This is a genomic window from Xanthobacter autotrophicus ATCC 700552 (assembly GCF_043194565.1).
Lineage (GTDB): Bacteria > Pseudomonadota > Alphaproteobacteria > Rhizobiales > Xanthobacteraceae > Xanthobacter > Xanthobacter autotrophicus_F.
In genome coordinates this window covers 71786-93965 of sequence record NZ_JBAFVS010000003.1, presented here as the reverse complement: position 1 = coordinate 93965, position 22180 = coordinate 71786, and the positions used below count along the sequence as shown (strand labels likewise).

Below are 22180 nucleotides of genomic sequence, written 5' to 3'. Positions count from 1 at the left end.
TCAGATCAGCGCTGCACGGCGACACCCGCCGCCAGCGCCCGCAAGAGTTGCTCCGCATCTGCCCCGGCCCGGTGCCGGGGCGGAGCTTCCTCCATCGCCGCTAACACACCTTCGCGGCACCGCTCCGGCAAGGATCGCAGCAAGCCTGCCCAATTGCCGAGGACGAAGCTCGGCCTGATGCCGGCGGCACCGAACAGGGTGCGCAGCCAATGGGCGTCGTAGGCGCCGCCATCGCACCAGACGAAGCCATCCCCCAGCGTCTCGTTCAGTGCCTTCGCGACCTCTGCCGGTGCTGCGCCGCCGGCCAGTTCGCTCATGGCGATGCCGTGCACCTTGCGCGAAGCCAGGCTCCAATGGCCGAAGCGGCGCCAGTCGTCGGTGGGGCGGATCAGGGTGGACCAGACCGTGATGGGGTCGTCTTCCCGAGGCCAGACGGCGACACCCACCTCGATGGGGTAGCTACCCTCTTCCAGTGAACTCGCCTCGAAGTCGATGGTGCGAACGGGCCAGGAGAGCTTCGTGTTGCCGGACATCGCTTCCATTTCCCTGCGTTTCCGGGAGAGCGCACCCCTCCCCTGAGCTACACCTCGTTGTCCTCGCGCGAGCCCGCCTATCAGGAGAACCGGCTGGGAAGGGTGCTCTCTTTCCAAAGTGTTAGGGAGCGTCAAACCGGCCGGAACAGTGAGATGTGCCGGGGCGGGCGGGGCGTCAGGGACGCGCCTTCACCTTGAACTTCGCTCCGCTGTAGTGGGCGTCGAAGGCAAAGCGTGTCTGCTCGGGCGGAAGATGGAACGCGTCGAGGATCGCCGCTCGGAAGGCGTCCGCCGCGAACTGGCGGTCGATGTAGGCGGTGAAGAGATCGTCCCGCATGTTGTAGACGACGCGCCCGCGCGGCCAGTCCTCATACTCGCCGATGATCTGCAGCTTCTTCCGCAGCTTCGGCCAGAAATCGTAGTGGGCCATCGCCTCGGTTTTGAAGTCGCCATAGTCCTCCGCCTGCGGCCAAGGCGTCATGCAGGTCAGAAGCTCGAGACGACCTGCCCTCATCACGAACCAGAAGATGCCGACGCAGGGGACGGCGGCTTCGGCAGGAGCCTCCCCGCTTTCGGGGGCCTCGGGCGAGGTGGGGCGGGACTTTGCCTGCCAATCTGTGGCCATCGCGAAATCCTCCTGTGCGGACAAAGCCACCCCCGGCTCAGGGGGCAGGTTGGTCGTGGCGCTCGCCTGAGCAAAAGACAAAGGGCACACCCCCTATTCACATTGCTCGCTCAGTTTGTAACAGCAACGTGCGCAGTCGCTCCGGCCGCACCGCCTCCACCTTGCCCCGCCAGGGGTCGAGGAAGCGCGCCAGCTCCACGAGGCCGCCGGCCTCGAACGTCACCAGCACACGCCCACCCTCCAGTTCCTGGAGCTCCTGGGTGGGATGGAATGCCGTGCTGCGCGCATCGGCGGCTGCTGCCGGGTCGAACACCAGCTCGATGCGCTCCGGCTCCTCCTGGTAGAAGCCGAAGGAGCGCCACGCATGAGCTCGAAGGTCGAACCCCTTTGGCCTGTGGCCGGGCTCGTCCAGCTCCATGCCTTCGTCGATGCGGTCGAGGCGCAGGAGGTGCGGTTCCGGGCGCTCGGGAAAGCCCGCCACGAGATAATGACGCATCCCGAGGATGAGCCCGTAGGGGATGAGGCGATGGGCGCGCGCTGTCTCCTCCCCGACCTTGCGATAGCAGATCTCCAGTGCCCGCTCGGCCAGAATGGCGTGGCGGATGGTCTTCAGCACCTCTGGGCGGCAGAGTTTCGCAGGGCCGGGCACATGCGCCCACACCTCCGTGCTCAGATGCGCCTCGATGTCGGGGCCGAGGCGGAGCTGGTCGGAGCGGCGCAGGGCCGCCTCGATCTTCCGCCGCAGGCTGTGGAGCAGATCGGCCCGGGCCGGGTCCCGCGCCTTCATCGCCTCGGCAAGGTTGGTCAGTTCCGCCAGTTCCTCCGCCGTGGGCGCGGTGATGAAATTCGTGCCCTTGGACATGGGCAGCCGGAACCGCATTTGCCGCCCATCCCGGATGCGCTCCAGCTCACCGAAGGCCTCCTCCACCAGGTCGCGCATGCGCTCAGCCGTGCGGCGGGACACCTCGTATTCGCGCTGGATGTCGTCGAGGGTCCAGCCGGTGGAGGTTCCGGCGAGATCCCGCGCCAGCTTCATGGCCGCGATGACCTTGCTGAAGCGCCCGTCCTCCGATGTCGCATGACTGCCGTTGGTGCCCATGGGACGAATTCGGCGCTCCTTCCCGCATGCTTTTTACGCTGCGGCACTGCAACTTGGAGACGAGGCGCTAGGCGCGCAATGCGGCATTTTATCTGAAATCTAGATTATCTGAAAAGCCGATTAGTTGGTCGTCCGCTGTCTCAATCGGAAGCCCGATGTGCCGCGTGACCTCCGCCAGCCCCGCTATGCCCGACTGCGCCAATTGGTGACCGAGGCCCGCAAGGCGGCCGCCCTGTCCCAGGCGGCGGTAGCAGAGAAGCTCGGCCGGCCCCAATCCTACATCGCCGACATCGAGCGCAACGAGCGGCGCATCGACGTGATCGAGTTCCTGGCCCTGGCCGATGCCATCGGCTTCGATCCCTTGGGCGTGCTCGAAGAGGTGCGCGCGATTCCGGCCGAGTGACGCCGGCGCCGCTATGAAGCGAGTCCCCGCTCCCGCAGCCCGGACCGCAGGCTCTCGGCCGCGCCCACGTCCCGCACGACGATGCGCACGTCCAGCGGCCAGTTCCTCGCCATCTCCAGCGCGCGCAGGATGGCCTCGTCGATCCATCGGTCGTCGTTACCGAAGGCGCCGCCCCCGAGCCGGGTCAGGTACACCTTCGGCGATCCGCCGCGCCCGAGGTTCTCCATCGCGGCCAGCAGCGTCGCCTCGTAGGCGGCCTCCAGCACCAGTCGGGCGAGCGCGGACCAGAGCGCCGTGGGCACGCTCCGCTGGTAGCTGACCGGCAGGGCTGAGCAGAACGCCTGCGTGACGATCTGGCCGGGCTCTTCCGGGTCGTCCGTCACTTCCACGTCGCCATGCACCCCGATCCGCAGCAGCCCGCGAAGCTGATCCACACCGGCATCATCAAGCGCCGCGACCGCCTCCTCGATGGCGGCAAGGCCCTCCTTCGTGCAGAGAGCATAGCCGTTCCGCATCTCCCAGAGGTCGCCAACGGGGCGGCCGGTCAGTTCGGCCAACCGCGCGCCGAGGTCAGCCAGCCCGTCGAGCTGCCTGTCGCGGGTCTGCCCGATGCCGCCGCCGACAGGGGCGAAATAGTTCCGGAAGATCGTCGCGGCGCCGGCCGCGATGGCGCAGGCCGGCCCCTGGGTCGGGTCATGCTCATAGCCGGCGACGCCGTGTTCGGGGGTGACGTCGTAGCCCACCATTTCCAGGAGGTTGAACTGGGAGGCCACCTGGAAAAGGGCTCCCGCATTCTCGCGTTGGCGATGAAGCCGCCGGGCGTCCGCCTGCACGAACCCGACCTGCAGACGTGGCGTCTCGCTCAGGGCTTCCACACGCTGGCGCAGTTCGCCGAGGGACACCAGCTCCAGCGTGCCGATGCCAAAGGCACGGCCATTGACGTGGGAGTGCAGGCGGCCGTCGCCGACGGCCAGCCGGTCCCTCGTCTCGTGGTATCCGGCCTCTTCGAACCCTGTCAGTCTGAAAAACCAACTCATTCAGCACCGTGAAATGGCTCGCGGGGTACCTCGCCCGGCAGCACCCGGCGATTCTCGCGCATCTTGGGAATTCACATACACCGATCCTGCGTCAGTTTCGGCCGAAGGGGAGTTGGGCGGATATCGGGCCCTGAGCGCCGAGTGCCATCCTGAGATGGCGACCATCATGAAGGTGATAGGCGCCCTGGGCCTGCATCTCACCGTGGTCAGGGATCAGGCGGCGTGAGCCGGCTCACCCGTTCCGACGGCGCTTGAGCCCCACTTTCTAAGCCCCTGTATTGGAGCCGCCGCGCCTCAGGCCATCGAGATAGTTGGCCCAATCGCACATCATCTGCCGCCGGCCGACGAGGTATTGCGCGCTGTTGTAGGCGCCGCGCACTTCGTTGCGTTCGTCATGCGCGAGCTGCCGTTCGATCCAGTCCGGATGGTAGCCAGCCTCATTGAGCCAGGTGGACGCTACCCCTCGGAAGCCGTGGACCGTCGCGCGGCCGTGGTAGCCCATGCGGTACATGGCGAAGAGCATGGTGTTGTTCGACATGAAGCCCTCTTTGCTGGGGGAGGGGAAAAGCTGAGGGCTGCGGCCAGCGAGGGGGCGAAGTTCCTGCAGCACGGCGACGGCCTGCGGCGAAAGCGGCACGAGGTGCTCGAACCTCATTTTCATGCGTTCGGGCGGGATGCGCCACAGCGGCTCGGGGCCGTCCAGCCCTTCGAATTCGGACCAGCGCGCGGCGCGCAGCTCGGTGGTGCGCACGAAAGTGAGGACCATCAGCTTCAGGGCGAGCTTTGTCATGGGCTCGCCGTCGTAGGCGTCCAGGGCCTTGAGGAAGTCCGGCAGATCCTCACGGGGCAGGGCGCGGTGGTGCTTCTGCCTGCCCGGCGATTTCAAGGCGCCGCGCAGGTCCTGCGTGGGGTCCCGTTTGGCCCGGCCTGTCGCGATGGCAAAGCGGAAGATCTGGCCGATTACCTGCATCTCGCGCTTCGCTAACTCGATGGCGCCACGGGTCTCCACCTTGCGAATAACCTCCAGCACCTCAGGCGGCTCGATATCGGCAATAGGCCGGGAGCCGAGCGTGGGGAACACATCGGCTTCCAGGCGGCTCATCAGGCGCTCGGAATAGGACGGAACCCAGCCGGGGAGCTTGAGTGCGAACCACTCCCGCCCGATGGCTTCAAAGGTACGGCTGGAGTTCAGCGCCGCTGCGCGCTTGTCGGCCTTCTTCGCCTCGCTGGGATCTATGCCCTGTGCCAGATGCTCCTTGAGCGTGTCGCGCTGTTTCCGGGCATCCGCGAGCGAGACGGCTGGATAAGGGCCAAGAGCCAAGGTCTTTTGCTTGCCGGCAAAGCGGTAGGAGGCCCGCCAGTATCGTTTGCCATCCGGGTTCACCAGCAGGAACAGCCAGCCGCCGTCGCTGAGCTTGTAGGGCTTTTCCTTGCCCTTCGCGTTCCTCACGGCGGTGTCGGTGAGAGGCATTGATGGTACATCGCCGCGTTGAGCTTTTCTGATGCCATCATTGGTACCATCAAATTTCCCGGATGCCAACGAACCCGAGCGAACTCAGGCGACGGCTTGATGGCTCCAACTGCCTGATATCGTCTGATCTTCCCGAACCTTTGCGAACCGACGCGAACCTCGGTGGAGGGGAATTTGGTGGGCCCGGCAGGACTCGAACCTGCAACCAGACCGTTATGAGCGGTCAGCTCTAACCATTGAGCTACAGGCCCCCGGCAGGGGGCGACATGGGGCCGCCGCCGGTTGCGCCTCTCGTCTAGCAATCCCGTCGTCGGCGAACAACAGGAGAGCGCATGCGGCGGTGCCGGGGCAGGCGGAAAAACGCGTGGACGGCAGCGCGGCGCAGACAGGCCTGCCCCATTGGCGCCGCCTTCGCGGCGTCGTCTCCCGCCGAAGGTTCAGGCAACTGCTCGCCTGGAAACAGCCCGAGGGAACTCCCATGCGTCTTGCTTCGTCCGGTCCGGCGTCCGTCCTCCGCGCCCCGCGCCGCGCCGCCGCAGGCGCCGTTGTCGCGGCGATGGCGGCCCTTCTGCTCGCGGGTGGACCTGCCGCAGCGGCGGCGACGCTCACCGTGGTGGGCGAGGCCCGGGTTTCCGCGCCGCCCGATATGGCGGTGCTGACCACCGGCACCATGACCACGGCCAAGACCGCCGACGATGCCCTCGCCGCCAATTCCAAGGCGGTGAGCGATGTGATCGCCGCGCTCAAGGCCGCCGATGTCGAACCGCGCGACATCGCCACGTCGAATTTCTCCATTCAGCCCCAATATTCCCTCCCTCCGCAGAATTCCCGCGAGGCGCCCAAGCTGATCGGCTTCGAGGTGCGCAACTCGGTGCGGATCACCGTGCGCGACCTCGCCAAGCTTGGGACCCTGCTCGACAAGGTGGTGCAGTCGGGTGCGAACCAGGCCTCGGGCCTCGCTTTCGCCCTTGCCGAGCCGGGGCAGCTTGACCGCGCGGCGCGCGCCGCCGCGGTGAAGGACGCCATGGAGCAGGCGAAGGCGCTGGCCGCCGCCGCCGGCGTCCGGCTCACCCGCATCACCTCGATCCAGCCCGAGACCCAGGGCGGCTTTCCCATGCCGGCGGCGCCCATGATGATGAAGGCCGATGCCGGCCGCATGGCGGTGCCGGTGGAGGCGGGCGAGATCGAGGTGCGGGCCCGTACCGTCATGGTCTACGAAATCGAACCCATGTAGGGCCATCAGGTAGGGCCATCGGTCAGCCCGCCGGCTGCGGCGGGGGTCCCGGGGGCTCCGGTTGGGACGCGTCTTGGACGCCCTCGCCCGCCTCGGGAAAGGCGCGGAGCTTGCCCGCGTCCGGCGCTGTGATAGATCAGGTTAGGTGACCGATTCGGGCGCGTGTGCGACGGGATTGGCCGCGCGTTTTGCCCGCGTTTCCCTTGATCTGCCTTCGGGTCTGCCGCAGGATCGTCCATGTCGCCTCCGTCGGGATGGCCAGCGCTTCCGGTCACCACCGGCGGGCCGTCGGGCCGGCGGGTGCAGTATGCGGCGCTGCCGTATCGTGTGCGGCGCGACGGCGAAGTGCAGATCCGCCTCATCACCTCCCGCGAGACCCGGCGCTGGGTCATCCCCAAGGGCTGGCCCATGAAGGGCCTGTCCCCGCCCAAGGCGGCCGCGCGTGAAGCCTATGAGGAAGCCGGGCTGGTGGGGGTCATCTCGCGCGAGCCCCTCGGCATGTACACCTACGAGAAGCGGCTCGGCACGCGCTCGGTCCTGTGCGACGTGCTGGTGTTTCCGCTCAAGGTAAAGCGGCTGCTGGAGAAATGGCCCGAGCGCTTCCAGCGTTACGGTTTCTGGTTCTCCATCGACAGCGCCGCCGCGGCGGTTCAGGAAGAGGACCTCTCCGAACTGATCCGGAGCTTCGGCCAGATCATGGCCCGCAGGTGGGAGGCCGAGCGCCTCGAAGCCGAGCAGAAGACAAAGGCCAAGGCCCCGAAGGAAAAGCCGGCGAGCGCTGTGCCCGGCGGTGAAATGCCGGTTGAGGAGCGACAGGCTAGCGCGCCTGCCGAGGTGCCCGCCAAGGCGCCCACCAAGTCGAAGGCCATCAAGTCCAAGCCGGCGAAGTCCAAGCTGGAAAAGTCCAAATCGGAACAGGTGGCGTCGTTCGTCGTCGATGCGGAAAAAGCCGCGCCGGCGGATCTCCAATCCGCCGGCAAGGTCAAGCTTGGGAAGTCCAGGCCGGACAAGATCAAGGCGGAGAAGCTCCCTCCGGCAAAAGGGGTGAAGGCCAAGTCGGAGAAGGTGGCCAAGGCGAAGGCCCGGACGGCCATGGGCGCGCTTGTGGCGGATGGGTCCGTCATGCCCGCCGCCGCTCAAGCCTCGCAGCCGGCCATCGTTGCCAGGAAGGCTGCGAAGGGCAAGGGCGGGAAGGCTTCCCGTCAGGGTGCCTTACGCCCCGCGGCACCCGATGCAGCGCCGCCTGCCGCGGAGGCCGACCGGGACGTGGCCCCGGCTGCGCCGGCGAAGGCCCACGGCCGGCCGATCCGCAAGGTGACCGTCGCCAAAAAGGCGGCGGCAGTCGCAAAGGTCGGAGGGTTGCCGGCGCAGCAGCCGCCGTCGCCGAAGAGTGTGGCATCGCCGAAGAAGGTTCCGGCGGTGAAGAAGGGGACGGCGGCGCGCAAAGCCGCACCGGCCAAGGTGCAGACGAAGGCCCTCGCGGGTGAGGCAGCCAAGGTGATGCCAAGGGGTGTGCCGACAGCCAAGCGCAAGGCAAAGGCGCCCGGCGCGCCGGAGAAGCCTCGGTCCTGAAGTGTCGGGACGAATGAGCCGGTGGAAATCGCTCTAGAGCGTTTTCGAGCGAAGTGGATACCGGTTCGCGTGAAGAAAATGCGTCAAAACAATACTCTAGAGCGATTACCGTGAGCCAATGCGAACGGAAAACGCTCTAGCCGGCGGGGGCAATCGCCTTGCGGTAGATGTGCCAGGTGGCGTGGCCGAGCACCGGCAGGACCACGATGAGCCCGAGGAAGACCGGCACCGAGCCGATAGCGAGCAGCGCCACCACGATCAGGCCCCATGCGATCATGGGCCCGGGGCTTGCCAGCACCGCCTGTACGCTGGTGATCATGGCCGTGACCACGTCGATATCGCGATCCATCAGCAGCGGAAACGACACCACGGTGATGGAGAACAGGCCCAGCGCCAGCGCCGCGCCCACCACATGCCCCACCGCCAGGAAGGTCAGGCCGTCCGCGGTGGTGAACACCACGTGCAGGAATTCGTTGAAGGTGCCGAACGAGGAGTAGCCGAGGAACAGGGCCAGCAGCAGGCGCACCTGATACATCCAGATGATGAAGGCGAAGATGGTGACGAACGCCATCCATGCCAGTTCTCGCTGGCGCTGGGCGAAGACGGTGGACATCACCCCCCGGAGGGTCGGCTGGCGCCCGGCCTCGATCTCCCGGCTCACGTCATAGAGACCGGCGGCGATGAAGGGGCCGATGAGCACCGAGCCCGCCAGCAGCGGGTAGGCGAGATAGCCCAGATCCAGCGCGAACACGCACGACAGCAGGAAGATGCCGCCGAAGGCATAGACCGCCCCCAGAAGGGCGCCGATGACGGGGGCGCGATTGAAATCCTGGACCCCGGCGAGCAGGGCCTCCTTCACGTCGGCAAAAGTGACGGCGCGCACCACGGGCGCGGTCGGACCGGCCTGCGCAGGCGGATCAAGAACAGTGGCCATGTCTCAACTCCCTGGAGGCCACGTTGAGCCCCTTATGTTTTGCTGAGAGAGTGAGGTCGCTGCGGCCGGTTGTAAAGGGCAACGAAGGGTCAAGGGCGGGCGGCGGGCGATCACGCTCCCTCGTCCTTCACCGGCTCCATGACCACATAGGTGGAGGTGCTCGCCACGTGGGGCAAAGCGGAGATCTTCTCCCCCAGCACCTCGCGGTAGCGGCGGATGTCGCGGGTGCGCACCTTCAGGAGATAGTCGAACGATCCCGCGATCATGTGGCAGGCCTCCACCTCCCTGATCTTGAGCACCGCCGCGTTGAAGGCGGACAGCGCCCGCTCCGTGGTCTCGGAGAGCTTCACCTCGGTGAAGGCGATGTGCTCAAGCCTGAGCTTCACCGGATCGAGCACCGCGCGGAAGCCGCGGATATAGCCCTCGTCCATCAGCCGCTTCAGCCGCGCCTGGCACGGGCTGCGCGACAGGCCCACCCGCGCCGCAAGCTCGGTAACGGACATGCGCCCGTCCTCCACAAGGGCGGCGATGATCCGGCTATCGAAGGCATCAATATGACTGTCAGATACGTCATTATCCATAAAAATGGTCTCAATGAGCGGTCTTATAAAGTCAGTATGATAGGCAAACCGGCATATGAAAAGCCGGAACGTCTTCCGGTTCTGGATTAGGATGTAAAAAGTCGTCGAAACCATCCCGTGCGGAGGTGATCCGCCGGCCGGGGGACGAGGAAACGCATCATGATCCGTGCCGCCGCCGCGTCCTGCGCCGCTCCTGAAACCGTTCCGCTGTTCGCCGCCTTCGCGCCGCCGGCCGGCCCGCGCCCGGCCCTGCGCGATGCGCTGGCCGCCGCCCACCGCCGGCCTGAACGCGAGGCGATCGCCGAGCTCCTGCCCGCCGCCCGGCTACCGCCGCAGACGCGCGCCCGCATCGCTGCGCGGGCGGGGGACCTCGTCACAAGGCTGCGGGCGAAGCCGCGCGGCTCGGCGGTGGCGGCGCTGGTGCGCGAATACGCCCTCTCCAGCCAGGAGGGCGTCGCCCTCATGTGCCTTGCCGAGGCGCTGCTGCGCATTCCCGATACCGCCACCCGCGACGCGCTCATCCGCGACAAGATCGGCCACGGCGACTGGCAGGCCCATCTGGGCGGCGGGCGCTCGCTGTTCGTGAACGCCGCCACCTGGGGCCTCATGCTCACCGGCAGGCTCACCGCCACCGCCGACGACGGGCGGCTCTCAAGCGCGCTCACACGCCTCGTGGGGCGCTGCGGCGAACCGGTGATCCGCCGTGCGGTGGATATGGCCATCGCCCTGATGGGCGCCGAGTTCGTCATGGGCCGCACCATCGGCGAGGCGCTCCACCGCGCGGGCAAGCGGGAGGCGCAGGGCTTCTCCTATTCCTTCGACATGCTGGGCGAGGCGGCCATGACGGCGGAAGACGCGGAGCGCTATTTCGCGGCCTATGGCGCGGCTATCGAAGCCATCGGGGAGGCCTCGGCGGGGCGGGGCATCCATGCCGGGCCGGGCATCTCGGTGAAGCTCTCCGCGCTGCATCCGCGCTATGCCCGCGCCAAGGCCGGGCGGGTGATGGCGGAGCTTTTGCCGCGCCTCATTTCCCTCGCGTTGCAGGCGCGGCGCCACGACATCGGCCTCAACATCGACGCGGAGGAGCAGGACCGCCTCGAACTCTCCCTCGACCTGCTGGAAGCGCTTGCCGCCCATCCCGGCCTTGCGGGGTGGAACGGCATCGGCTTCGTGGTGCAGGCCTATGGCAAGCGCTGCCCGGCGGTGCTCGATGTCCTCATCGATCTCGCCCGCCGCACCGGCCGGCGCATCATGGTGCGGCTGGTGAAGGGCGCCTATTGGGATGCGGAGATCAAGCGCGCGCAGGTGGACGGGGTGGCGGATTTCCCCGTCTTCACACGCAAGGTGCACACCGACCTGTGCTTCATCGCCTGCGCCCGCAAGCTGCTCGCCGCGCGCGATGCGGTCTTCCCCCAGTTCGCCACCCACAATGCCCAGACTCTGGCCGCCATCTACGAGCTGGCGGGGCCGGATTTCCGCGCGGGCGACTACGAGTTCCAGTGCCTCCACGGCATGGGCGAAGCTTTGTACGAGGAGGTGGTGGGGCCGCTCGGCCGGCCGTGCCGCATCTATGCGCCGGTGGGCACCCACGAGACGCTGCTCGCCTATCTGGTGCGGCGGCTGCTGGAGAACGGCGCCAATTCCTCCTTCGTCCACCGCCTCGCCGATGACAGCGTGCCGCTGGCCGAGCTGATCGCCGATCCGGCCGAGGTCGTGGCGGCCATGCCGGACTCCGGCGCTCCCAGCCCGGCCATCGCCGCCCCGCGCGATCTGTATGGAACGCGGGCCAATGCGTGGGGTCTCGACCTTGCGAGCGACGGAACGCTGGCGACCCTCGGCCAGACCCTCGCCGCGGGCCGCGCGACCCCATGGCGGGCGGGGCCGGCGGGCGGCGGCGGGCCGGCGCGGGCGATCCTCAATCCGGGCGACCATGGCGATCGCGTCGGCGAGGTGCGCGAAGCCGGCGCGGAGGATGTGGCGCGGGCGGTGGCCGTGGCTGCCGGCGCGGTGCCCGGCTGGGCGGCACGCTTGCCGTCCGAGCGGGCCGCAGTGCTGCGCGTGGCCGCCGACATGCTGGAAGCGCAGATGCCGCATCTTCTCGGCCTCATCATGCGCGAGGCCGGCAAGTCCGCCGCCAATGCGGTGGCGGAGGTGCGCGAGGCGGTGGACTTCCTGCGCTATTACGCAGACGAGGCCACGGCCCGCCTCACCCGCGACCATCGCCCGCTGGGGCCGGTGGCCTGCATCAGCCCGTGGAACTTCCCCCTCGCCATCTTCACCGGGCAGGTGGCGGCGGCGCTGGCGGCCGGCAATCCCGTGCTGGCCAAGCCGGCGGAAGAAACACCGCTCATCGCCGCCGAGGCGGTGCGCCTGCTGCATGCCGCCGGCATCCCGCAGGACGTGCTCCAACTGCTGCCCGGCGACGGGACGGTGGGCGCCGCGCTGGTGGAGGCTCCGGAGGTGGCGGGCGTCCTGTTCACCGGCTCCACGGACGTGGCGCGCCGGATTGCCTGGGGGCTCGCCCAACGCCTTTCAGCGCAGGGCAAGCCGGTGCCGCTCATCGCCGAGACCGGCGGCCAGAACGCCATGATCGTGGACAGTTCCGCTTTGCCGGAGCAGGTGGTAGCGGACGTGCTCGCCTCGGCCTTCGACAGCGCCGGCCAGCGCTGCTCGGCCCTGCGCGTGCTGTGCCTGCAGGAGGAGGTGGCGGCCCCCATGCTCGCCATGCTGAAGGGCGCCATGGCGGAGCTGGAGATCGGCCGCACCGACCGCCTGTCCGTGGATGTGGGACCGGTCATCACGCCCGAGGCGCAGGCGGGCATCGAGGCCCATGTGGCCGCCATGGCGGCGCGGGGCTTTCGCGTCCATCGCCTGCCTTTGCCGGCGGAGGCGGCGAACGGCACCTTCGTGGCGCCGACGCTGATCGAGATTTCATCCATGGCCGACCTCACGGCAGAAGTGTTCGGCCCGGTGCTGCATGTGCTGCGCTGGCGGCGGGCGGATCTTGCCCGCCTGGTCGATGCCATCAACGCCACCGGCTACGGCCTCACCTTCGGCCTGCACACGCGGCTGGACGAAACCATCGCCGTGGTGACGGGGAGCGTGGAGGCCGGCAACCTCTATGTGAACCGCACCATGATCGGCGCGGTGGTGGGGGGGCAGCCGTTCGGCGGGCGCGGCCTGTCCGGCACCGGGCCGAAGGCGGGCGGGCCGCTTTATCTCAGCCGGCTGGTGACGGGGCCGGCCTTCGCGCTGGGCGGGGGCACGCCGGACGGCGCGGCTCTGGCCTTCGCCGACTGGCTGGAGCGGCGCGGGCTTGCGGACGATGGGGCGGCGGTGCGGTCGCTGGCGAAAGCCGTGCCGCTTGGCCTCATCCTGGACCTGCCCGGCCCGGTGGGCGAGCGCAACAGCTGGCGGCTGCGCCCGCGCGGCACGCTGCTGCTGCTCCCGACAACGCAGAGGGGGCTGATGCGCCAGATCGGCGCGGCGCTGGCCACCGGCAACCGGGCGGTGATCGAGGCCGAGGCGGGGCTCTTGCACCAGCTCGGGGATCTGCCGCCGGCGGCGGCGGCGCGCATCTGCAGGGATGGGGAGGACGGCCCGTTCGCGGCGGCACTGGCGGAAGGGGAGGGGGCAAGGCTCGTGGCCGTGGCGCAGCGCCTCGCGGCGCTGCCGGGGCCGATCGTGCCGCTCCATGGGGCGACGCCGGACGAGGTTGCGGCCTCGCCCTGCGCCTATCCGGTGCACCTGCTGCTGGAAGAAGTCTCGCTGAGCGTGAACACGGCGGCGGCGGGCGGCAATGCGAGCCTTCTGGCCGTGGCCTGAGCCCGCAACCGCCCGAACGCGGCTATTGCTTGCGCAGGCTGGCGGCCAGCGCGCCGAGGCTCGCCTGGCAGGGCGGCGTCACCTCGTCCTTGTGCTCCTTGAGGCATTGGACAAGGCGTCCGCCACCCGGCTGGATGCCCGCGCACAGCTTCTTCACGTCGGCCTCGCAGGCGGTGCGCAGGGCGGTGAGCTGCTCGGCGGTCTGTGCCCGGGCGCCCGAGGCGAGGCCCAGGGAGAGACCGAACGCCACCAGCGGTACGGCAAGCATCGTGGCAAGAGCGGCACGGGACATGATGGTTCTCCTGATCGGGCGCATTCCCCGCGCCCATGGGGACCTCGGGAATGGCCGTATGGCCTTGTCTATCGCCTGTCCGTCACGCGAACGGTATCCGATTTGCCCGAAGGGGGCCGCTCCGGACGACAGCGGAACGGTGCGAGTCTGACGGTCCCGGATTGCGGCAGCATGCCGGGCGCGTGACGATGGATGACAAAATGTAACGGGCGCAAGAGGAAAGCGGGAGCGGGCCGGGAGCGCCGGCCGGTCGAGCGCTCTCCGTCAGGCGCCCGGCAGCTTCGTTCCGGTGATCTGGGCATAGAGCCGCGCCACCGAGGCGTCGTCGTCGCGTCCCATGCCGGAGGCGGACGCGGCGATGAACATCTGCAGCGCGGCGGCGGAGACCGGCACCGGGAACTTGGCACTGCGGGCCATGTCCTGGACGATGCCGAGGTCCTTCACGAAGATGTCCACCGCGCTCCTGGGGCTGTAGTCGCCGGAGAGCACGTGGGGCATGCGGTTCTCGAACATCCAGCTGTTGCCGGCGGATGCGGTGATCACCTCATACACCTTCTTCAGGTCGAGCCCCTGCCGCGCGGCGAACGCCATGGCCTCGCAGGCCGCCGCGATGTGCACGCCGGCGAGCAGCTGGTTGATCATCTTGAAGGCTGCGCCCGCCCCCGGCGCATCGCCGAGGGTGTAAAGCTTCGCCGCCATGGCATCGAGCGCCGGCCGCGCCTTGGCAAAAGCGGCCGGGCTGCCGGAGGCGAGGATGGTGAGCGCGCCTTCCGCCGCGCGCTGGGCGCCGCCCGAGATGGGGGCGTCGAGATAATGCCGCCCCGTGGCTTCGAGCCGCGCGGCAAGGGCGCGGGCCACGTCCGGGTCCATGGTGGCGCAGGAGATGAAGACCGCGCTTTCCGGCAGGCTCTGGGCGACGCCCTCGGGGCCGAACAGGATGGCCTCGGTCTGCGCGGCATTCACCACCACGCTCACCACCATGTCGGCGCCCTCGGCCACTTTGGCCGGAGATGCGGCGCCGCGCCCGCCCTGGGCCACGAAGCGGGCGACAGCCTCCTGGCCCACGTCGCAACCGGTCACATCGATCCCCGCCCGCAACAGGGATTGCGCCATGCCGAATCCCATGGAGCCGAGCCCCACGACGCCGGCGCGCCCGGTGGTCGTTGGCGTTTCTGCGGTGCTGGTCATGGGCCTGCTCCCTGTCTGCGACACCGGCGTCGACCGTCGGCGCAACTTGCTTTTTGCCTTTGTAGGAGCACCGGCGGGAGCGATCAAATCGTTTCAACCTGGCCGGTGCCTGGCCACACGCACAAATGAAAAGAGCCCGTTCCGGGGGGAACGGGCTCGGGTCCTGAAAAGGGGGAGGCTGCCTCAGTAGACGCCGCCGGCGCGCTGCGGCGGGGCGGCGCTGGCCGCCGGCTTGGCGGGCTTGGCATCCGGCTTGGCGGAAGCCGTCGCCGGCTTCGGCTTCTGGGGCTTCTGCTGGGCCTGCTGCGGCTTGCCGTTGGGCAGGGCGGCGACGAGCTGCACCTTCGGCGACTTGTCCATGGCGACGAGGTCGGACAGGGTGCCGAACTTGTAGCCCTTGGCGATCAGCTCATCGAGGATGCGCGGCATGGCCGCCACCGTGGTGGGATAGATGTCGTGCGACAGCACGATGGCCCCCGGTGCCGCCTGCGCCATGATGGCGTCATGGACCTTCTGGCTGTCGCGGAATTTCCAGTCGTTCGGGTCCACCGACCAGTTGACGATGGTGAGGCCGAACTTGTCCTCGATATAGGTGCGCAGGGCCGGCTTCATGGAGCCGTAGGGCGGGCGCAGATACATGGGCCGCTTGCCGGTGACCTGGAAGATGGCCTCGGACGTATTGCCCAGTTCCTTGTCCACCGCCGCCTGGCTGATGCGTGTCAGCTGCGGATGGCTCCAGGAATGGCTGCCGATCTCGTGGCCTTCGTCGGCGATCATCTTGAGCACTTCCGGGTGCTTGGCCACCATGTTGCCAAGCACGAAGAAGGTGGCCTTGATGCCGCGTTCCTTGAGCATGGTAAGCAATTGCGGCGTCGTCTCCGGGCTGGGGCCGTCGTCGAACGTCATGGCAATGTAATTGCCATCCACGTTGAACGACTTGTAGGTGTAGTTCTTGCGCGGGGTCACGACCGGCGGGGGAGCCGGTGCGGGCGCCGGCGCCACGGCCTCAGCCTGCGCGGCGTTGCCCGGCGCGCCCTTGCCTGGCGCGCCCTTTCCCTGCCCGCCGGGGGCATTTTGGGAGATGGACTGCGTGGTGGCAGGTCCATCGTCCCTCACGGCCGAGGCGGACGTGAGCATGGGGGAGATCGCCACGCCTGCGCCAACGGCGCTCGCGACTAGAATACCAGAAACGATCAGGAGCGGCTTCACGGTGGCGGCTTCCCAGCTGTAATTCCATCAGGCTACAGCCTCACGCGTTTTTGTGGATAAATCGTGAAGTGCAGCCGTCGGGGGCGTCCTTTTCCGCCGAAACGGCACTTTATTCCGACCGCCGACGGGGCGGGATACCGGTGATGGTGCCTGGTTCCGTCGCCGCTGCCTCCAAGCCGAGGCCCATGCGCGGCCCCTCGCCCCCTCTCCCGCAGGGGAGAAGGAGCGCCGCACGGCCTTGTTCCAAAGCTGTCCCCGTCCATCCCGCCCCCTCAATCCTCGCCCCCTCAATGAAAATCCCGCGATTTCGGCAGCACCCGCACGTCCCGCGGATGCTGGCGCGGAGGCTGGGGGTGGGCGAATGCGTCGGCCCGGGACGGCTCCATCTGCGGCTCGCGCACGCGGGAGAGCAGGGCAAGGTCGGCGGTGCGGTCGAAGAGGCGCTCGGCCATCAGGTGCACCACCCCCTCCGGGCTCTTCTGCACCCGCCCTTCCACCAGCAGCAGGCGCGATCCCATCACGGCGCGGCGGAAGCGCTCCAGGGTGCGCGCCCACAGCACGATGTTGGTGATGCCGGTTTCGTCCTCCAGGGTGATGAAGATGGCCTTGCCGTTGCCCGGCCGCTGGCGCACCAGCACCACCCCGGCGGTGCGGGCGAAGGCGCCGTCCTTCAGCGCCGCCGTCTCGGCGCAGGAGAGGACGCGCCCGGCCCGGAAATGATCGCGCAGCTCGCCCATGGGGTGTCCCTTCAGGGAGAGCCGCACGGTCTGGTAATCGGCGACGATGTGCTCGGCGCGGGCCATGTCCGGCAGGAGGACCTCTTCCTCTTCCCCCAGCTCGCGGGCGTCCGCGGCGGCGAACAAGGGCAGGGCGTCGTCGTCGGGCAGGCGGCGGGCGTGCCACAGGGCCGCGCGCCGGTCGAGCCCGAGGGAGCGGAACCCGTCCGCATCCGCCAGCAGCTTCACCGCGCGGGTGGGCAGGCGGGCGCGGCGGGCCAGCACTTCGACGCTGGAAAAACCTGCCCCCCGTGCGGCGACGAGGCGCTTGCCCCACTCCTCATGGAAGCCGTCCACCTGCCGGAAGCCGAGGCGCAGGGCCAGCGCCCCGTCGGCGCGGCGCTCCAGCGTGTTGTCGTGGTGGCTGTGGTTGATATCGACGGCGCGCACCTCCACGGCATGCTCGCGGGCGTCGCGTACGATCTGGGCGGGGGCGTAGAAGCCCATGGGCTGGGCGTTGAGCAGGGCGCAGGCGAACACCGCCGGGTGCCGGCACTTGATGAAGGACGAGATGTAGACCAGCTTGGCGAAGGAGGCGGCATGGCTTTCGGGAAAGCCGTAGCTGCCGAAGCCCTTGATCTGCTCGAAGCAGCGCTGGGCGAAATCGCGCTCATAGCCGCGCGCCACCATGCGCTCCACCATCAGCGCCTCGAATTCGTGGATGGTGCCGAGATTGCGGAAGGTGGCCATGGCCCGGCGCAGGCGGTTGGCCTCCGCATCCGAGAAGCGGGCCGCCACCATGGCAAGCTTCATGGCCTGCTCCTGGAACAAAGGCACGCCCAGGGTCTTCTCCAGCACCTGGCGCAATTCGTCCGACGGCCCGTGCTGCGGCGCGGGGGAGGGGTAGTCCACCTTCTCCTGCCCGTTGCGGCGGCGCAGGTAGGGATGGACCATGTCGCCCTGGATCGGGCCGGGCCGCACGATGGCCACCTGGATGACGAGGTCGTAGAACTTTTGCGGCCGCAGGCGCGGCAGCATGTTGATCTGGGCCCGGCTCTCCACCTGGAACACGCCGATGGAATCCCCGCGCGCGAGCATGGCGTAGACATCCTTCTGCTCGCCCGGCACGTCGGCAAGGCCGAAGTCGATGCCCTCGTGGTCGCGCATGAGGTCGAGGGCCTTGCGGATGCAGGTGAGCATGCCCAGCGCCAGCACATCCACCTTCATCAGGCCGAGCACGTCGATGTCGTCCTTGTCCCATTCGATGAAGGTGCGGTCCGCCATGGCGGCGTTGCCGATGGGCACGGTCTCGTCGAGGCGCCCGCGCGCCAGCACGAAGCCGCCCACATGCTGGGACAGGTGGCGCGGCGCCCCCATGAGGCGGCCGGCCAGCTCCACCGCCCGGCGGATGAGCGGATTTTCCGGGTCGAGCCCGGCCTCGCGGATCTGGCTGGCGGCGATGTCGCGACCCCAACTGCCCCACTGGGTGGAGGCGAGGCGGGCGGTGATGTCCTCGGTGAGGCCCAGCGCCTTGCCCACGTCGCGGATGGCGCTGCGCGGGCGATAATGGATGACGGTGGCGACGATGCCGGCGCGGTGGCGGCCGTATTTCTCGTAGATGTGCTGGATCACCTCCTCGCGCCGCTCGTGCTCGAAATCCACGTCGATGTCGGGGGGCTCGCGCCGCTCGGTGGAGATGAAGCGGGCGAACAGCAGGTCGTTGTCGGCCGGGTCCACGGCGGTGATGCCGAGCACGTAGCACACCGCGGAATTGGCCGCCGACCCGCGCCCCTGGCACAGGATGCCCCGGCTCTCGGCGAAGCGGACGATGTCGTGGATGGTGAGGAAATAGGGCGCGTATTCAAGCTGGCCGATGAGGGCCAGCTCGTCCGCCAAAAGCTGTTCCACCTTGGGCGTGATGCCATCGGGATACCGAACCCGCGCGCAGCGCCAGGTCAGCTCTTCCAGCCAGCCCTGCGGGGTCCAGCCGGGGGGCACCGGCTCCTGTGGATATTCGTATTTCAGCTCGCCCACGCTGAAGTCCATGCGGGCGAGCAGGTGGCCGCTCTCCGCGATGGCCTCGGGCGCGTCCTTGAACAGGCGCGCCATTTCGGCGGCGGGCTTCAGGTGCCGCTCGGCATTGGCCTGCAATCGGCGGCCGGCCTCGGAAATGGTGGTGCCCTCGCGGATGCAGGTGAGGGTGTCCTGCAGGTCGCGCTCCCGCGGCGTGGCGCACAGCACGTCGTTGATCGCGAGCAGCGGCACCCCATGGGTCCCGGCCAGCCCCTTCAGTGCGGCGAGGCGGCGCCGGTCGTCGCCGGAAAACGGCATGTCGGCGCCAAGCCATACCGCGCCGGGGGCGGCCTCCTTGAGGCGGGCGAGTGTGGGGGCAAGGCGCTCCGCCAGTCCATCCACCCCCGGCCCGGGCATGACCACCAGCAGCAGGCCGCCGGGATCGGAGAGAAGGTCGTCGCGGGCGAGGTGGCATTCGCCCTTCTTCGCCCGGCGGTTGCCGGTGGTGAGCAGCCGGCACAGCCGCCCCCAGCCGGCGCGGTCCGCCGGATAGGCGAGGATGTCCGGCGTGTCGTCGCAGAAGACGAGGCGCGCGCCCGTGGCGAGGCGGAAGGCGCGGGCCCGCGTTGCGAGGCGGCTCTTGGCGGCGCGGGTTTCCGCCTCGTCTTCATCTCCGGCGCTGTCATCGTCATCGAGGCGGCGCAGCTCTTCCAGCGCGCTATAGGCCCGCACCACGCCGGCGAGCGTGTTGCGGTCGGCGATGCCGAGGCCGCTGAGGCCGAGGCGGACCGCCACCTCCACCAGCCGCGCCGGCGCGCTCGCCCCGCGCAGGAAGGAGAAATGGGAGGCGGCGGCCAGCTCCGCATAGGCCGGGGCCACGACTGGCGCGAGGGCTTTCATGGGAACAGCCCGTGCAGGAACCAGCGCGGCTCGGCGGTCTCCCGCCCGTAGGTGCCGGCGCGATAGAGCCAGAAGCGGCGGCCTTGCCTGTCCTCCACGCGGAAATAATCGCGGGTGAGCGCCTCCGCCCCGGTCCACCATTCGGCGGCGATGCGCTCCGGCCCCTCGGCGCGCACCACCTCGTGCAGCACGCGCCGCCAGCGGAAGCGCAACGGCGGGCCGTCGGGCACCTCAGCCAGGGTCTCCACCGGCTCGGGGCGGGGGAACAGGGCCGGCGGGCGGGGCAAAGGCGCGCCCTCCGCTGCCGGCGCGGGCCAGGCGGCAAGGCCGGCCACGGCCCAGAATTTCTGCGCCGGCCCGCTTTGCGCCGCCCGCTCGGGCACATGGCTGTTCTGGGGCTGAAGGCACATCACCCGGCGCGCGCCGAGGCGGGCGGACAGCACATCCACCAGTTCGGACAAGGCCGCCTCCGCCGGGGCCGCGCCGAAGGCGGCCTGGGTGGCCTTCAGCGGTTCGCAGGCGGTGACCGACAGGCGGATCACGTCATAGCCGAAGCCGGGATCCAGCGGATCGGCCAGCGCCGCGAGCCGCTCGCGGAACAGGCCGGCAAGGCGGGCGGCATCGCGCAGGGGGGCGGCGGTGCCGGCCTCCACCCGCCGCACGGCGCCGTCGCTGCGGAAAAAGGCCGCCGCAAAGCGCCGCCCGCCTTCCCCATGCCGCTCCAGCACGGCGGCAAGGTCGCGGGCGAGGTCGGCGAGGACGGCGCGGGCGGTGTCCTCGTCCCCCATGGGCTCGGCGAAGCGCCGCTCCGCCACGTAGACGGGCAGGGGATTGAGGGGGGAGATGGGGGCGTCGGCGGCGCCGGTGATCTCCTCCAGCCGGCTGACGATCTGGCTGCCGAAGCGGGCGGCCAGCGCGGCCCGGGGCTTGCCCGAAAGGGCGCCGATGGTGGCAAGGCCCAGATAGGCGAGGCTGCGCTCGGCCTCCGGATCGAGCCCCAGCGCCGCCACCGGCAGGGCGGCCACGGCCTCGCCCTCCGCCCCCGGCGCGACCACGAGGCCGGGGCGCCAGCGGGCCAGCGCCAGGGCCGCGCGGGCGGTGCCGGCCACCGCGCCCCGGACCGCGAAGCCCTGGGCGGTGAGGCGCGCCACCATGGCGGCGAGCATGGCCTTCTCGCCGGCAAAAAGGTGGGCGCAGCCGGTGATGTCGAGCACGATGCCATACGGCGGCGCAAGGGCCACGAAGGGGGTCCAGCGCTCGCACCAGCCTGCGATGGCGGCGAGCAGCGCGTCATCCGCCGCGAGGTCCGCGTCCACCGCCCGAAGCTGTGGCACGCGGGCCTGCGCATCCGCCAATGTCAGCCCCGGATGGAGGCCGAGGCGCGCCGCCGCCGCGTCCACCGCGTGGAGGCGGCGGGCGTTGGCGAGGGTGTGCACCACCGCCAGCGGCGCATCTTGCGGCGCCTCGGGAGGGGCTTCATCCGGCGCGGCGGTCGAAGGCGCCGGTGACCACGGCGGGCGTGCCGTCCGCGCGTGCCGGGCCTTGCGATGCAGCCGGTCGGTGGGCAGGCGGGGCAGCAGCAGGGCGGCGAGGCGCCGGGGTGAAGCGTCGGGCATGGGCATTCCATTCCACGATCCAGCGGCCGGTGGGCCCGGCGCGGTTGCGGGCCAGCTCCAGAGCGAAGGCGGGCGGCCCGAGACAGAAGGCCGGCGCCCCCGCCGCGCCGGAGGGGGCGGCCGAGGCCAGCCAGCGGGTGACGGCGGCGGACGGCTCGGGCTCCGCCGCCGTCCGCAGCAGCAGGGCCGGCACCCCCGAGCGCTCGGCCCTCAGCGCGAGGCGGCGCGTGGCGGTGAGGTCGAGGCGGGACGGCATGCCCCAGGGCTCCATCACCACGAGGCCGAGGGCGGCATGGCGCAACGCCTCCTCGGCGGCGGCGAGGGTGTCGGTGGCGTCCGCCCCATGGACCACGATGAGCCGCGCCGGATCGAGCCCGAAGGCGGCGCAGCCGGGGCCGTAGAGGTCCCCGCCCTCCAGCGCGGCAAGGTCCTGCCGCACCCACACGATGGGCCGCCGCGTGCCTGCGGCCAGGGCGAGGGCGAAGCCGAGGGCGGCGGCGCCATTGCCCTTGTCGATGGCGAACACCTCGTGCAGCGCGCCCAGCGCCAGCCCCCCGCCCAGCGCCCCATCCAGCGGCGCGCCGAGGGCCAGGCGCCCCCACGCCGCCCCTGCCGCCGGGGCGCCGGCGTGCTGGATCTCATCCACCCGCCGCCGCAGCGCGGCCAAAGGATCCTCCACCCCCTCGCCCCCTCGCCGCCCGATGCCCTCGCGCCCATGCATGATGTTCCTCTTTTGTTCTTATAAAAGGACTCCGTTGGAGGCGAATGTCAACGGGGAGGGGGGTGGGATGGGTTAGAGTGTTGGCCTTAGGCGAACTGGGCAAGGTCCGCTTGCGGCGATCGCCACGATACCAGTTAGTATCGCTCATACGGCTTGACAGTAGAGTTGAAGGCTCTCCACTCTAACATTCATCGTTGATTCGATGCATTAG

The 22180-nt window shown here is 69.4% G+C and carries 17 protein-coding genes and 1 tRNA gene; 4 read left to right on the top strand and 14 right to left on the bottom strand.

Going from position 1 to position 22180, the window contains the following annotated elements:
- Nucleotides 1-5: 5 nt before the first annotated feature.
- The 3 genes from V5F48_RS04030 to V5F48_RS04020 all read right to left on the bottom strand — a co-directional run bounded on the left by V5F48_RS04030 (nucleotide 6) and on the right by V5F48_RS04020 (nucleotide 2257).
- On the bottom strand, nucleotides 6-542 hold the full coding sequence (locus tag V5F48_RS04030) for a 3'-5' exonuclease (protein ID WP_394040323.1): 537 nt from the start codon (nucleotides 540-542) through the stop codon (nucleotides 6-8).
- Nucleotides 543-708: 166 nt separating this feature from the next.
- On the bottom strand, nucleotides 709-1158 hold the full coding sequence (locus V5F48_RS04025) for a hypothetical protein (RefSeq protein WP_394040321.1): 450 nt from the start codon (nucleotides 1156-1158) through the stop codon (nucleotides 709-711).
- A 97-nt stretch (nucleotides 1159-1255) separates the two neighbouring features.
- The gene (locus V5F48_RS04020; protein WP_394040319.1) at nucleotides 1256-2257 is read right to left on the bottom strand and encodes a helix-turn-helix transcriptional regulator; all 1002 of its coding nucleotides are present in this window, start codon (nucleotides 2255-2257) and stop codon (nucleotides 1256-1258) included.
- A gap of 157 nt (nucleotides 2258-2414) precedes the next feature.
- On the opposite strand from V5F48_RS04020, the gene V5F48_RS04015 reads away from it, so the two are divergent.
- Nucleotides 2415-2660 carry a helix-turn-helix domain-containing protein gene (locus V5F48_RS04015; protein WP_394040317.1) on the top strand — a complete coding sequence of 82 codons (246 nt, stop codon included), beginning with the start codon at nucleotides 2415-2417 and terminating at the stop codon, nucleotides 2658-2660.
- An 11-nt stretch (nucleotides 2661-2671) separates the two neighbouring features.
- Here the strand turns inward: V5F48_RS04015 and V5F48_RS04010 are convergent, their stop codons facing one another.
- The 3 genes from V5F48_RS04010 to V5F48_RS04000 form a co-directional block, all read right to left on the bottom strand.
- Nucleotides 2672-3697 carry a hypothetical protein gene (locus V5F48_RS04010; RefSeq protein WP_394040315.1) on the bottom strand — a complete coding sequence of 342 codons (1026 nt, stop codon included), beginning with the start codon at nucleotides 3695-3697 and terminating at the stop codon, nucleotides 2672-2674.
- A gap of 265 nt (nucleotides 3698-3962) precedes the next feature.
- Nucleotides 3963-5168 (bottom strand): tyrosine-type recombinase/integrase, encoded by a 1206-nt coding sequence (locus V5F48_RS04005; protein WP_394040313.1) that lies wholly within the window; start codon nucleotides 5166-5168, stop codon nucleotides 3963-3965.
- Nucleotides 5169-5343: 175 nt separating this feature from the next.
- Nucleotides 5344-5419: transfer RNA gene (locus V5F48_RS04000), tRNA-Ile, on the bottom strand.
- 227 nt (nucleotides 5420-5646) lie between these two features.
- Between V5F48_RS04000 and V5F48_RS03995 the strand changes: the two genes are divergently transcribed.
- Nucleotides 5647-6402, top strand: coding sequence for an SIMPL domain-containing protein (locus V5F48_RS03995; RefSeq protein WP_394040311.1), 756 nt, complete (start codon nucleotides 5647-5649; stop codon nucleotides 6400-6402).
- Nucleotides 6403-6639: 237 nt separating this feature from the next.
- Entirely contained in the window at nucleotides 6640-7974 is a 1335-nt protein-coding gene (locus V5F48_RS03990; protein ID WP_394040309.1) for an NUDIX hydrolase, read from the top strand.
- A gap of 136 nt (nucleotides 7975-8110) precedes the next feature.
- On the opposite strand, the gene V5F48_RS03985 is transcribed toward V5F48_RS03990, so the two are convergent.
- Nucleotides 8111-8908, bottom strand: a complete 798-nt coding sequence (locus tag V5F48_RS03985; RefSeq protein ID WP_394040307.1) for a DUF2189 domain-containing protein — start codon at nucleotides 8906-8908, stop codon at nucleotides 8111-8113.
- Between the two features lie 110 nt (nucleotides 8909-9018).
- Nucleotides 9019-9489 carry an Lrp/AsnC family transcriptional regulator gene (locus V5F48_RS03980; protein WP_394040305.1) on the bottom strand — a complete coding sequence of 157 codons (471 nt, stop codon included), beginning with the start codon at nucleotides 9487-9489 and terminating at the stop codon, nucleotides 9019-9021.
- Nucleotides 9490-9648: 159 nt separating this feature from the next.
- On the opposite strand from V5F48_RS03980, the gene putA reads away from it, so the two are divergent.
- Nucleotides 9649-13314, top strand: coding sequence for a bifunctional proline dehydrogenase/L-glutamate gamma-semialdehyde dehydrogenase PutA (gene putA / locus V5F48_RS03975; protein WP_394040303.1), 3666 nt, complete (start codon nucleotides 9649-9651; stop codon nucleotides 13312-13314).
- A 22-nt stretch (nucleotides 13315-13336) separates the two neighbouring features.
- Here the strand turns inward: putA and V5F48_RS03970 are convergent, their stop codons facing one another.
- The 6 genes from V5F48_RS03970 to V5F48_RS03945 form a co-directional block, all read right to left on the bottom strand.
- A complete protein-coding gene (locus V5F48_RS03970; RefSeq protein WP_394040301.1) occupies nucleotides 13337-13606 on the bottom strand; it encodes a cysteine rich repeat-containing protein in 270 nt (89 codons plus the stop codon).
- Nucleotides 13607-13870: 264 nt separating this feature from the next.
- Complete coding sequence (ltnD, locus tag V5F48_RS03965) at nucleotides 13871-14794, bottom strand: L-threonate dehydrogenase (protein WP_394040299.1); 924 nt, start codon at nucleotides 14792-14794, stop codon at nucleotides 13871-13873.
- A 183-nt stretch (nucleotides 14795-14977) separates the two neighbouring features.
- Complete coding sequence (locus V5F48_RS03960; RefSeq protein ID WP_394040297.1) at nucleotides 14978-15931, bottom strand: polysaccharide deacetylase family protein; 954 nt, start codon at nucleotides 15929-15931, stop codon at nucleotides 14978-14980.
- Nucleotides 15932-16290: 359 nt separating this feature from the next.
- A complete protein-coding gene (locus tag V5F48_RS03955) occupies nucleotides 16291-19632 on the bottom strand; it encodes an error-prone DNA polymerase (RefSeq protein WP_394040295.1) in 3342 nt (1113 codons plus the stop codon).
- On the bottom strand, nucleotides 19629-21032 hold the full coding sequence (locus V5F48_RS03950) for a DinB/UmuC family translesion DNA polymerase (protein ID WP_394040713.1): 1404 nt from the start codon (nucleotides 21030-21032) through the stop codon (nucleotides 19629-19631). The genes V5F48_RS03955 and V5F48_RS03950 overlap by 4 nt, the downstream gene beginning before the upstream one ends.
- A gap of 76 nt (nucleotides 21033-21108) precedes the next feature.
- On the bottom strand, nucleotides 21109-21969 hold the full coding sequence (locus V5F48_RS03945; protein ID WP_394040293.1) for an ImuA family protein: 861 nt from the start codon (nucleotides 21967-21969) through the stop codon (nucleotides 21109-21111).
- Between the last annotated feature and the right edge of the window lie 211 nt (nucleotides 21970-22180).